Genomic DNA, 11,645 nt, shown 5'->3' with positions numbered 1-11,645 from the left:
TAAGTTGTTTATAATAAACTTAAAAGTGCAAAATCCAATGTGAGCGATATTTTAATTTACATCATGGATTTTTCTCTGTACAATTTTCGCCCAATCATTAAATCTTGCACAGAGAAAAACATCTAAATTGTAAAACATTATATCTCATCTCCGATTAGGTACTATTTTATATAAATAATAATATCATATATTTTTATATATGAAACTTTTTATATAGGGTATCCTTTGCTATAATATAATAAATCAACATTATTAAGGAATTACGGGAGAAAAGTTTATGAAGCATAAATATGAAGTTGTCAAGGAAAAGATTATAAAATGGGCAATAGATGGCAAATATAAATCGCATGAAAAGATTCCAACTGAGTCAGAAATGATGGATTTGTTTAAAGTAAGTAGGCATACTATAAGAAGGGCTTTAAGCGACTTGTCTTCTGAAAATTATTTGTATAGAATACAAGGCAGCGGTATATACCTGTCCGATTTTAAACAAAATGAGTCCTACTTAAAAAGGTATAAAAATATAGGTGTGCTTACTACATTTATTTCTAATTATATATTTCCAGATATAATTGGGGGAATTGAAGATACTCTTTACGAAAAATCATATTCTCTTTTATTGTCTTCTACAAGAAACAACATAATGTTCGAAAATAGAAATTTAAATAATTTATTAGCCCACAAAATAGATGGACTTATAATGGAGCCTACGAAAAGTTCATATCAAAATCCAAATACAGGATATTTAAATAATCTTGTAGAACAAAATATTCCATTTATTATGATAAATGCGTCTTATCCTCAAATACAAGCTCCAAATTTATGTGTAGATGATTTTAAGGGGGGGAAGATAGCGGCTGAGTATTTTTTTAATTTGGGGCATAAAAATGTAATGGGGATTTTCAAAGTGGATGATTTACAAGGTGTTCACAGGATGAATGGTTTCATATCAGAGTGCCAGAGAAATGATGTTTTGCTGCATCAAGATCAGATCGTAACTTATTTATCTGAAGAGACAGATAGTTTATTGCCTGATAGAATTAAAAGAATTATTGGCAAAGATGAGCATCCAACAGGAATTTTTTGTTATAATGATGAAATTGCATTTATGGTCGTAAATATTGTACATAGTTTGAATTTAAAAGTTCCTGAAGATATATCTGTTATTGGATTTGATGATTCACAAATATCAAAAATTATTACTCCGAGGCTTACTACAATAACTCATCCGAAACAGAAGATGGGAATAGATGCGGCCAAGTTAATTATCAAGCTGATTAATAATAACAATCAATTTAGCAAAAGTGATTCTGTATTATATGAACCCAAGCTTATAGTGCGTAATTCCACGACTTCAATAAATTAAAGTTAATTATGGTCAATAATAATATAAACATAACCAAGCGTATCCATATATAAAAAAGTGAGAAATGAATAGAAAAGAGAAGAAAGGATAAAATAAACTTGTATTATAATAAAATAAATAAATTGTAGAATAATAAGCTGTGATATAATAACATTCGTTGTCTCAAAAGATGACAGAAGTCAGTAATATCAACTCATTGAAGCATAATGAAAAAAAGATAAAAAAATGTTGACAAACATGAGATGAGATGATATACTATAAAAGCTGTCCAAAGAGGCGGCGAAAGAAGAGACATGATCCTTGAAAATTAAACAGAATAGAAACAAGTGAAAACTTGAAGAAATAAACCAGCAATTTTTTTGAGCTGCAGAGATGCAGTAAAGTAAAACAGTAATGAGTAGAGACAAACTTTTAAATTGAGAGTTTGATCCTGGCTCAGGACGAACGCTGGCGGCGTGCCTAACACATGCAAGTCGAGCGAAGGAACCCCTTCGGGGGAGACTTAGCGGCGGACGGGTGAGTAACACGTGGGTAACCTGCCTCAAAGAGGGGGATAGCCTCCCGAAAGGGAGATTAATACCGCATAAGACCTGAATTCGCATGAATTCAGGATAAAAGGAGAAATCCGCTTTGAGATGGACCCGCGGCGCATTAGCTAGTTGGTGGGGTAGAAGCCTACCAAGGCAACGATGCGTAGCCGACCTGAGAGGGTGATCGGCCACATTGGAACTGAGATACGGTCCAGACTCCTACGGGAGGCAGCAGTGGGGAATATTGCACAATGGGCGAAAGCCTGATGCAGCAACGCCGCGTGAGTGATGAAGGTCTTCGGATTGTAAAGCTCTGTCTTCTGGGACGATAATGACGGTACCAGAAGAGGAAGCCACGGCTAACTACGTGCCAGCAGCCGCGGTAATACGTAGGTGGCGAGCGTTGTCCGGAATTACTGGGCGTAAAGGGTGCGTAGGCGGATGTTTAAGTGAGATGTGAAATACCCGGGCTTAACCTGGGAGCTGCATTTCAAACTGGATATCTGGAGTGCAGGAGAGGAGAACGGAATTCCTAGTGTAGCGGTGAAATGCGTAGAGATTAGGAAGAACACCAGTGGCGAAGGCGGTTCTCTGGACTGTAACTGACGCTGAGGCACGAAAGCGTGGGTAGCAAACAGGATTAGATACCCTGGTAGTCCACGCCGTAAACGATGAGTACTAGGTGTAGGAGGTATCGACCCCTTCTGTGCCGCAGTAAACACAATAAGTACTCCGCCTGGGAAGTACGATCGCAAGATTAAAACTCAAAGGAATTGACGGGGGCCCGCACAAGCAGCGGAGCATGTGGTTTAATTCGAAGCAACGCGAAGAACCTTACCTGGACTTGACATCCCCTGAATAGCCTGGAGACAGGCGAAGCCTTTCGGGGCAGGGAGACAGGTGGTGCATGGTTGTCGTCAGCTCGTGTCGTGAGATGTTAGGTTAAGTCCTGCAACGAGCGCAACCCTTGTTGTTAGTTGCTAACATGAAAGATGAGCACTCTAACGAGACTGCCGCGGTTAACGCGGAGGAAGGTGGGGATGACGTCAAATCATCATGCCCCTTATGTCCAGGGCGACACACGTGCTACAATGGGCAGAACAGAGAGAAGCAAGACCGTGAGGAGGAGCCAAACTCAAAAACTGCTCTCAGTTCGGATTGCAGGCTGAAACCCGCCTGCATGAAGCTGGAGTTGCTAGTAATCGCGAATCAGCATGTCGCGGTGAATACGTTCCCGGGCCTTGTACACACCGCCCGTCACACCATGAGAGCTGGCAACACCCGAAGTCCGTAGTCTAACTTAGGAGGACGCGGCCGAAGGTGGGGTTAGTGATTGGGGTGAAGTCGTAACAAGGTAGCCGTAGGAGAACCTGCGGCTGGATCACCTCCTTTCTAAGGAGAAAAGGAACAGGACACTGTTCCATAAAAGTTGGTATTTTGTTTGAGCAAGTAACTTGAAAAATTGATAGTAACGAGCAGATTGAGGAAAAACGCGAACGAGGAGTGGAGTTTACTTATGTAAATGAGCACCGGAGTGAGTGATTTTGACGAAAAGATGCGAAGTTAATAACAATTTTTTATTCTGTTTAATTTTGAAGGATCAGGTTATTCAATATTCTTCAAAATTGTTCCTTGAAAATTGTACAGTAAGAAAAAAGAGAAGTCGAAAGACTTCATGAAAGTAAAGTAAAGCTGAGGTTAATGAAATAACCTTTGTAGATATATGTGGAAAATTAATAGTAGCAAGCAGTTCGAGGAAAGGCTTGAGCGAGGAGCGGAGCTTACTTGTGTAAGTGAGCACCACAGCGAAAGACTTGACGATGAAATGCGAAGCTAATATGGATTTTCTTTAGGTCAAGCTACAAAGGGCGCATGGTGAATGCCTTGGCACCAGGAGCCGACGAAGGACGTGATAAGCTGCGATAAGCTTCGGGTAGACGCAAATAGTCTGAGAACCGAAGATTTCCGAATGGGGAAACCCACAGTGGAAGCACTGAACTGTAAACTGAATTCATAGGTTTATAGAGGTAAACCCGGGGAACTGAAACATCTAAGTACCCGGAGGAAGAGAAAGAAAAATCGATTTTCCAAGTAGCGGCGAGCGAAAGGGAAAGAGCCCAAACCAGGAACTTGTTTCTGGGGTTCGGGCAGACAGAGAGAACAATAGGTTAAGTGAAGAGAGCTGGAAGGCTCCGCCATAGAAGGTAAAAGCCCTGTAGGTGAAAGCTGAAAAAGTTCCAGTCTGTACCAGAGTACCACGAGACACGAGAAACCTTGTGGGAAAGAGGGAGGACCACCTCCTAAGGCTAAATACTACCTGGTGACCGATAGAGAAGAAGTACCGTGAGGGAAAGGTGAAAAGAACCCCGGAAGGGGAGTGAAAGAGAACCTGAAACCGTGTGTCCACAACCGATCGAAGCACTTTAACGTGCGACGATGTGCTTTTTGTAGAACGAGCCAGCGAGTTACGGTATGCAGCAAGGTTAAGCACTTAAGGTGCGGAGCCGAAGGGAAACCGAGTCTTAAAAGGGCGTCTAGTTGCATGCAGTAGACCCGAAACCGGGTGACCTATCCATGGCCAGGTTGAAGCGGAAGTAAAATTCCGTGGAGGACCGAACCACGTTGGTGTTGAAAAACCATGGGATGAGCTGTGGATAGCGGAGAAATTCCAATCGAACTCGGAGATAGCTGGTTCTCCTCGAAATAGCTTTAGGGCTAGCGTCGTGAATGAGTAGTGGAGGTAGAGCACTGAATGGGCTAGGGGCTGACAACAGTTACTGAACCCTATCAAACTCCGAATGCCATATACTTGAATCACGGCAGTCAGACCGGGAATGATAAGATCCTCGGTCAAAAGGGAAAGAGCCCAGATCATCAGCTAAGGTCCCAAAGTGTAAGTTAAGTGGAAAAGGATGTGGGATTTCGAAGACAACTAGGATGTTGGCTCAGAAGCAGCCACACATTCAAAGAGTGCGTAACAGCTCACTAGTCGAGAGATCCTGCGCCGAAGATGTCCGGGGCTAAAACTTACCACCGAAGCTATGGACCCGAAAGGGTGGTAGAGGAGCATCCTGTACGGATAGAAGCAGTACCGTAAGGAGCTGTGGACTGTACAGGAGAGAGTATGCTGGCATAAGTAGCGAGAAATAAGTGAGAATCTTATTGGTCGAAGACCTAAGGTTTCCTGGGGAAGGTTCGTCCGCCCAGGGTTAGTCGGGACCTAAGCCGAGGCCGAAAGGCGTAGGCGATGGACAATCGGTTGATATTCCGATACCGCAAACTGGCGTTTGACAGAAGGGATGACGCAGAAGGATAGGATGTGCACACTACTGGATGTGTGTCTAAGCACTGAGGCAGGCCGGGGAGGAAAACCCATCCGGTTAATGCTGAGGTGTTACAGGGATCCAATTAAGGAGAAGTATCCGATTTCACACTGCCAAGAAAAGTCTCTATGGAGCAAGTTTGTGCCCGTACCGCAAACCGACACAGGTAGGTGAGGAGAGAATCCTAAGACCATCGGAAGAATTGTTGTTAAGGAACTAGGCAAATTAACTCCGTAACTTAGGGATAAGGAGTGCCCCGAAAGGGGCCGCAGAGAATAGGCTCAAGCAACTGTTTATCAAAAACACAGGTCTCTGCTAAAGCGAAAGCTGAAGTATAGGGGCTGACGCCTGCCCGGTGCTGGAAGGTTAAGGGGAATACTAAGCGCAAGCGAAGGTATGAACTTAAGCCCCAGTAAACGGCGGCCGTAACTATAACGGTCCTAAGGTAGCGAAATTCCTTGTCGGGTAAGTTCCGACCCGCACGAATGGCGTAATGATTTGAGCACTGTCTCGACAACAAATCCGGCGAAATTGTAGTGCAAGTGAAGATGCTTGCTACCCGCGATTGGACGGAAAGACCCCGTAGAGCTTTACTGCAGTTTAGCATTGAGTTTCGGTATTGTCTGTACAGGATAGGTGGGAGGCATGGAAACCGGGGCGCCAGCCCTGGCGGAGCCAACGTTGGGATACCACCCTGACAGTACTGGAATTCTAACCGGCGGCCATGAAACTGGTCACGGGACATTGTTAGGCAGGCAGTTTGACTGGGGCGGTCGCCTCCTAAAAAGTAACGGAGGCGCCCAAAGGTTCCCTCAGAAGGGTCGGAAATCCTTCGAAGAGTGCAAAGGCAGAAGGGAGCCTGACTGCGACACATACAGGTGGAGCAGGGACGAAAGTCGGGCTTAGTGATCCGGTGGTACCTCGTGGGAGGGCCATCGCTCAACGGATAAAAGCTACCTCGGGGATAACAGGCTGATCTCCCCCAAGAGTTCACATCGACGGGGAGGTTTGGCACCTCGATGTCGGCTCGTCGCATCCTGGGGCTGAAGTAGGTCCCAAGGGTTGGGCTGTTCGCCCATTAAAGCGGCACGCGAGCTGGGTTCAGAACGTCGTGAGACAGTTCGGTCCCTATCCGTCGCGGGCGCAGGAAATTTGAGAGGAGCTGTCCTTAGTACGAGAGGACCGGGATGGACTGACCTCTGGTGTACCAGTTGTTCCGCCAGGAGCATGGCTGGGTAGCTATGTCGGGAAGGGATAAACGCTGAAAGCATCTAAGCGTGAAGCCCACCTCAAGATTAGATTTCCCACAGCGTAAGCTGGTAAGACCCCTCGGAGAACACGAGGTTGATAGGTCAGGGGTGTAAGCATGGCAACATGTTCAGCTGACTGATACTAATAGGTCGAGGGCTTGACCAAACATTCATCTTACTGTGCAATTTTCAGGGAACAGAGCAGTATTCCATATGGAATACACATGTTTTCAATATTTGCTGTAGAGTTTACAGTAAATAAATTATTAGCAGCGAATAGATCAAGGAAAAGCTTGAAGGAGGAGCGGAATTTACTTACGTAAATGAGCACCGCAGTGAGAACTTTGACGCAGAGATATGAAGCTGATAATGATTTATGTCAAATATCTGGTGGTTATGACGTGAAGGTAACACCCCTTCCCATTCCGAACAGGATGGTTAAGCTTCATTGTGCCGAGAGTACTGCAGGGGAAGCCCTGTGGCAGGGTAGGTTGCTGCCGGGTAAGAAATAGAGAAAAAGCAAACATGCATTTAAATGCATGTTTGCTTTTTTAAATAAAATTATAATACAGATTTTAGTACCTTTCCAATGCTGTCATGAATTACAATATCGGCTCTGTTATCATATTGAGTTGAAGATTTATTTATGAGTACAAGGTGATTCCCATTGAAATAGTCAATTAGCCCGGCAGCGGGGTATACAACAAGTGATGTACCACCTACAATCAAAATATCTGCATTTTTAATATACTGGACGGATTTGTTGACAACCTCCATATCCAACCCTTCTTCATATAAAACTACATCTGGTTTTACAATACCACCACAGCTGTCACATTTTGGAATATCAGAACTGTTTAGTACATAGTCCAAATCAAAGGACTTTCTGCATCTTGTACAATGATTTCTATGAATGGATCCATGAAGCTCCAATACATTTTTTGAACCGGCCATTTGATGTAAACCATCTATATTTTGAGTTATAACAGCCTTTAATTTTCCCTTCTTTTCAAGTTCTGCAAGGGAATAATGTGCATCATTGGGTTTAGCTTCTTTGTATACCATTTTGGCTTTATAAAAGTCAAAAAAGTCTTCAGTGTGGGATATAAAGAAACTATGACTGAGCATAACTTCAGGGCGATAGGAAAAGTTGTTCTTGGTTTTATATAACCCTGCCTCTGATCTGAAATCAGGTATATTTGATTCTGTAGAAACTCCTGCACCTCCGAAGAACACTATATTGTTGCTGGAGTTTATAGCTGATTTTAAATTTTCATAATCCATAAAAACACCTCTTTAGTTGATATTATATCATAGCTAAGTTACTATAATAGATAAATTTATTATTTTACAACAGGTTCCAATACATCAATAGTCTGTCCTGTGCAGTTTATTTTTACACGGGCTCCAATTGGTATAGTCAATCTTGGATAGGAGTGGCCACATTGGAAATTGACAATTATAGGTTTTCCAAGGCTTATAAGCCTGTCTCTAAAAACCTCATCTAATGTCAGGCTGGACCTGTAGTCTGTAAGTTGACAATTTTCAAATTGACCAAGGATTATTCCACTGCATTCCTGCAGTTTACCGCTTAAGATCAACTGAGTTAACATTCTGTCGACTTGATAAGGCTGTTCCCCTACATCTTCAATGAAAAGTATTTTGCCTTTAGTGTCTATCTCGTAAGGAGTACCTATGGTACTGGCAATAAGAGATAAATTGCCGCCGACAAGTACTCCACTTGCAAAGTTTCCATTAAAGTGGGTTGAGGAATTAAGATATTCTTCATTTCTGCCTTCGGTATTTTGTATTTTAAATGGCTTATATCCACAAATCAGTGTATTTAAAAAGCTCTCTAAAGTTATCTTGTCTTTAAAGTTGGAATTGCACATGGGAGAATGAAAAGTTGTAATATTGCATTTAGAATATATATTATTGATTAATACTGTTATGTCGCTGAAGCCGGCAAATATCTTTGGATTGTTTTTTATTATATTAAAATCTATTAAGGGAAGTAGTCGCATTGCACCATATCCGCCCCGTACACACAATATCATGTCCACATCGTTGTCAGAGAACATATCGAGAAGATCATGTGCCCTATCTTCGTCTTTTCCAGCTAGATATCCCCATTTGTCATATATGTGTTTCCCCTCTTTCACATTAAAGCCAAGCTGTTTTAAAAATTCTATACTTTCCTTTATACTCTTTGCTTCCATGGGACCAGAAGGCGATACAAGACCTATGGTATCACCTTTTTCCAACCTTTTACCTAGCAAATATATCACCATCCTTAAAATAAGTTTTTTTTCTTGAGAAAAATTATTGAGATTATGCATATCGTAGTCGTTAATCCATATACAAGCCAGAAACCATTTGGATTTTTACTAAATGGAATGCCTGCAAGGTTCATTCCAAATGAACCAAATATGATATTTGGTATTGACAATACAATTGTTATTGAGGCCAGAAGCTTCATTACAATATTCAAATTGTTGGATATTACGGAACCAAAGGCATCCATAGTTCCGGTCAGTATATTGTTGTATATGTTGGTCATTTCTATAGCCTGTTTATTTTCAATTATTACATCTTCCAGAATATCCTGATCCTCAGGGTATTTTTTAAGTAATTCAAGCTTTAACATTTTTTCCAGAGTTATTTCATTTGCCTTAAGTGAAGTAGAAAAGTAAACCAAAGACTTTTCCAGCGAAAGGAGTTGAATAAATTCGTTGTTTCTCATAGATTTTTTTAACTTCTGTTCTATCATAACACTCTTTTTATCTATCTGTCTCAAATATAATAGATAATAAATAGATATTCTGTATAATATTTGAAGAATGAATCTTGAACGCTTGAAAGTATAGAAGGATTTAATTTTTTTGTCTATAAAATCTATTAATATTTTGCTATTTTTTAAGCATATAGTTATTATAGTGGATTCAGTGTGAATTATGGCCAAAGGATAAGAATCGTAGGTTAAAGAGTTATCTTCCATTTCTGTAAATGGGATATCTACTATTACCAATAAATTGTTGTCTTCCATATCTATACGGGATGTTTCCTCTTCATCCAGTGCAGCTTTTAGAAACTCTATAGATACGCCTGATTTCTGGGATATCAACAACAAATCCTCATCAGAAGGGGCTACGATATTTATCCAGCATCCGTGTTCTATTGTATCTAAAGGTACAAGGGTACCTGATTCATCTATAGTTTTATAAATTGAAATCATATAATTCCTCCTGTGTAACTAATTTCACCCATAATTCAATTGATATTGTTAATTATAGTTATATTATAACTTATATAGTATATTTGTGAATATAAATAAATGATATACTAAATTAAAAAAAGTTTTGTTCTAATTTTGTAAGATGAATATAATATCATATACACAAATATATGGAAAATTGAAAACCACCCCAGAGATTAAATGTTATTGTACTAAATTAAAAAAATATAGTGAACTTGAATATTATTTATAATTAGTGGAAATAATCTCAATAAAGATAAGTTGTTTTATATTAAAACCAATTATTGGGGGGATATTATGAATAAAATACGTTGTATTATATGTGGAAAAGTTATAAATGATGGTATAATAATATATAACAAGGGGATATGCAAATGCTGTGAAGAAAGAATTATGAATTTAAAATTTGATACGGATTTTTATAGTCACTATAGAAGGTGTATAAAAAGATCAATAGTACCTTTAATCATAAGAGGAGAGGAATTGAATTGTCAGAATTACCACTTTTAGAAGGAGTTTTAAAATATATTAAAGAAAATAATATATCGTTTTGTATGCCCGGACATAAAAAAGGAAAGGGATTTTGCAATACTTCTATTGGAAGAGAATTTTTAAAAAATATATTGAAATGCGATATTACAGAAGTGGGCGGAGTGGACAATCTTCATAATCAAAAAGGTATAATTCTAGAAGCAAGCAAACGTCTTTCAAACTTTTACAGAGCCCAGAAGTCCTATTTTTTAGTTAATGGAAGTACATCGGGCAATATGATAATGATATTTGCGAGTCTGAATGAAGGCGATAAGGTAATTGTAGAAAGGAACTGTCATAGATCTATATTGAATGCAATAATCATGAGAAAGCTTGTTCCTGTATATGTAAAAAACAATGTAAGCAATAGATTAAATGCTCCCGGTGTTATAAATCTGGAGCATTTTTTACAAACTGTAATATGCAATAAGGATGCCAAAGCTGTAATAGTTACATATCCAAATTATTATGGCTTGTGCAGCAATTTAAAGTTTATAATAGATATGTCAAAGAAATACAACATGAAGGTACTTGTGGATTCAGCCCATGGTGCACATTTTGGAGTCTGCAGTGATCTCCCGGAGAGTGCAATAAAATTGGGAGCGGATATGGTAGTTATGAGTTGTCATAAGACACTTCCCAGTTTTACTCAGACTGCATATTTGCATGTAAACAGGAAGAGTGATATCCCTAGGGCAGATCTCTATTTTGACATGTTTATAAGTACAAGCCCCTCATATATGGCGCTGTGCTCCATGGATTATGCAAGGTTTTATCTTGAAACTTATGGTAAAAGTGATTATAGAAGACTTCTTTCTATGGCCAATTTATATAGAAAAAAAATAAATTATATAGATGGAATGAATATAATAGATAGAGAATACATAAATAATGAGTCCAATTCTGTATGGAATATGGATTTGACAAGATATGTTATAAATTTAGATAAAGTGTACAGTGGAAATTATTTGGAATACTATTTGAGAAAAAACAAGATACAGGCAGAGATGAGTGATGCTTCCAATGTTGTGCTGATTTTGTCACCATTCAACGATGAGTGTGAATTTGAAAGCTTGTATGAATTATTAAAAAATTGTCCCATGGAACAAATGGCAAATAGAGATTTTACTATTATGCAGTATAAAATACCTGAAATGAGGCTTACACCATGGGAGGCAATCTTAAAGAAAAGGGAAGTTATAGATATAGACAGAGCATCTGGCAGGATTTGTGGTAAGAGTATAATACCATATCCGCCCGGTATACCTATAATATGTCCAGGAGAACTTATAGATTCAGAAGTTATAGAAACCATAAACTATTATAGATGCAATAATATAGAATTGATTGGACTACATGAAAGTAAAATGGAAGTTATAATCTGAATAT

General features: G+C 39.6%; 7 protein-coding genes and 3 rRNA genes. 7 read left to right on the top strand and 3 right to left on the bottom strand.

The window, feature by feature from the left end; translation table 11 throughout:
* Positions 1-277 precede the first annotated feature (277 nt).
* The 5 genes from LKE46_RS14150 (at position 278) to rrf (ending at position 6,972) form a co-directional block, all read left to right on the top strand.
* Positions 278-1,366 carry a GntR family transcriptional regulator gene (locus LKE46_RS14150; RefSeq protein WP_291723660.1) on the top strand — a complete coding sequence of 363 codons (1,089 nt, stop codon included), beginning with the start codon at positions 278-280 and terminating at the stop codon, positions 1,364-1,366.
* Between the two features lie 412 nt (positions 1,367-1,778).
* Positions 1,779-3,288: ribosomal RNA gene (locus LKE46_RS14145) — 16S ribosomal RNA — on the top strand.
* Between the two features lie 460 nt (positions 3,289-3,748).
* A 23S ribosomal RNA gene (locus LKE46_RS14140) occupies positions 3,749-6,635 on the top strand.
* Positions 6,628-6,792, top strand: a complete 165-nt coding sequence (locus LKE46_RS14135; protein ID WP_291722585.1) for a hypothetical protein — start codon at positions 6,628-6,630, stop codon at positions 6,790-6,792. The genes LKE46_RS14140 and LKE46_RS14135 overlap by 8 nt, the downstream gene beginning before the upstream one ends.
* 63 nt (positions 6,793-6,855) lie before the next feature.
* Positions 6,856-6,972: ribosomal RNA gene (rrf, locus tag LKE46_RS14130) — 5S ribosomal RNA — on the top strand.
* Together the 16S, 23S and 5S rRNA genes form the textbook arrangement of a ribosomal RNA operon.
* A 58-nt stretch (positions 6,973-7,030) precedes the next feature.
* Here rrf and LKE46_RS14125 read toward each other — a convergent pair.
* From LKE46_RS14125 to LKE46_RS14115, 3 genes are read right to left on the bottom strand one after another with little or no spacing between them, the layout of a single operon-like run.
* Complete coding sequence (locus LKE46_RS14125) at positions 7,031-7,753, bottom strand: NAD-dependent protein deacylase (RefSeq protein WP_291723657.1); 723 nt, start codon at positions 7,751-7,753, stop codon at positions 7,031-7,033.
* A gap of 59 nt (positions 7,754-7,812) precedes the next feature.
* The gene (locus tag LKE46_RS14120) at positions 7,813-8,748 is read right to left on the bottom strand and encodes a S66 peptidase family protein (protein WP_291723654.1); all 936 of its coding nucleotides are present in this window, start codon (positions 8,746-8,748) and stop codon (positions 7,813-7,815) included.
* 14 nt (positions 8,749-8,762) lie between these two features.
* Positions 8,763-9,704 carry a magnesium transporter CorA family protein gene (locus LKE46_RS14115; RefSeq protein WP_291723651.1) on the bottom strand — a complete coding sequence of 314 codons (942 nt, stop codon included), beginning with the start codon at positions 9,702-9,704 and terminating at the stop codon, positions 8,763-8,765.
* A gap of 318 nt (positions 9,705-10,022) precedes the next feature.
* Between LKE46_RS14115 and LKE46_RS14110 the strand changes: the two genes are divergently transcribed.
* Both LKE46_RS14110 and LKE46_RS14105 read left to right on the top strand, forming a co-directional pair.
* Positions 10,023-10,235 (top strand): sigma factor G inhibitor Gin, encoded by a 213-nt coding sequence (locus LKE46_RS14110; RefSeq protein ID WP_291723647.1) that lies wholly within the window; start codon positions 10,023-10,025, stop codon positions 10,233-10,235.
* Positions 10,214-11,641 carry an aminotransferase class I/II-fold pyridoxal phosphate-dependent enzyme gene (locus LKE46_RS14105; protein WP_291723645.1) on the top strand — a complete coding sequence of 476 codons (1,428 nt, stop codon included), beginning with the start codon at positions 10,214-10,216 and terminating at the stop codon, positions 11,639-11,641. Before LKE46_RS14110 ends, LKE46_RS14105 begins: the two co-directional genes overlap by 22 nt.
* Positions 11,642-11,645 lie beyond the last annotated feature (4 nt).

The sequence above is a fragment of the Clostridium sp. genome (assembly GCF_022482905.1).
Lineage (GTDB): Bacteria > Bacillota > Clostridia > Clostridiales > Clostridiaceae > Clostridium_B.
The sequence above is the reverse complement of the archived record's forward strand: the minus strand, read 5'-3'. Positions and strand labels throughout refer to the sequence as shown.